The organism is Helicobacter sp. T3_23-1059 (assembly GCF_053654515.1).
The window spans coordinates 1-597 of the sequence record NZ_JBSIUV010000209.1; the positions used below are offsets into that span (position 1 = coordinate 1).

1 protein-coding gene is annotated in these 597 nt (G+C 37.5%); it reads left to right on the plus strand.

Annotated elements, in window-relative coordinates:
• Window positions 1–494: tetratricopeptide repeat protein (locus tag ACWIX0_RS14085; protein WP_454174601.1), on the plus strand; the 494-nt coding region annotated here is incomplete at its 5' end.
• Window positions 495–597 lie beyond the last annotated feature (103 nt).

Genomic DNA, 597 nt, shown 5'->3' on the forward strand with positions numbered 1-597 from the left:
ATTTTGTCTTAAGTTGTCTTGAGCCTTGTATTTTTGTAGGCGGAATTTATAACCAAGCAGGACATTATAGAGAAGCGATACCCTACTTTGAGAGAACCATCGCTTTTGGGAATAGTATTGCATACATTGCATACGGTGAATTGGGAAGGGCTTACTATCAATTAAATGATTTTTTTAATGCAAAGAAATATTATGAAATCGGGTGCAACAAAGTTAGCAATATGCAAGCATCATCTTGCTACAACTTAGGGTTAATGTATTTTAATGGCAAAGGTGTGCGACAAGACTACCACAAAGCAAGCGAGCTATGGAAAAAAGCCTGTGATATGAAATCTGGCTTAGGGTGCAATAATCTAGGGTTTCTCTATAGCAAAGGGCAAGGTGTGAGGCAAAATCACTCTATCGCTAAGCAATACTTCGGCAAAGCGTGTGATTTGGGTAAGCAAATGGGCTGTGATAATTACAAAGAATACAATGAAGTGGGGGTGCAATAATAGTAGCCTTGCTTATAGATTTTGCCAAATCTAGCGCGTATTTTTCCCTTGCCTTTTTGCTATGATTAAAAAAGGCTCAAGACAACTTAAGACAAAATAAAAA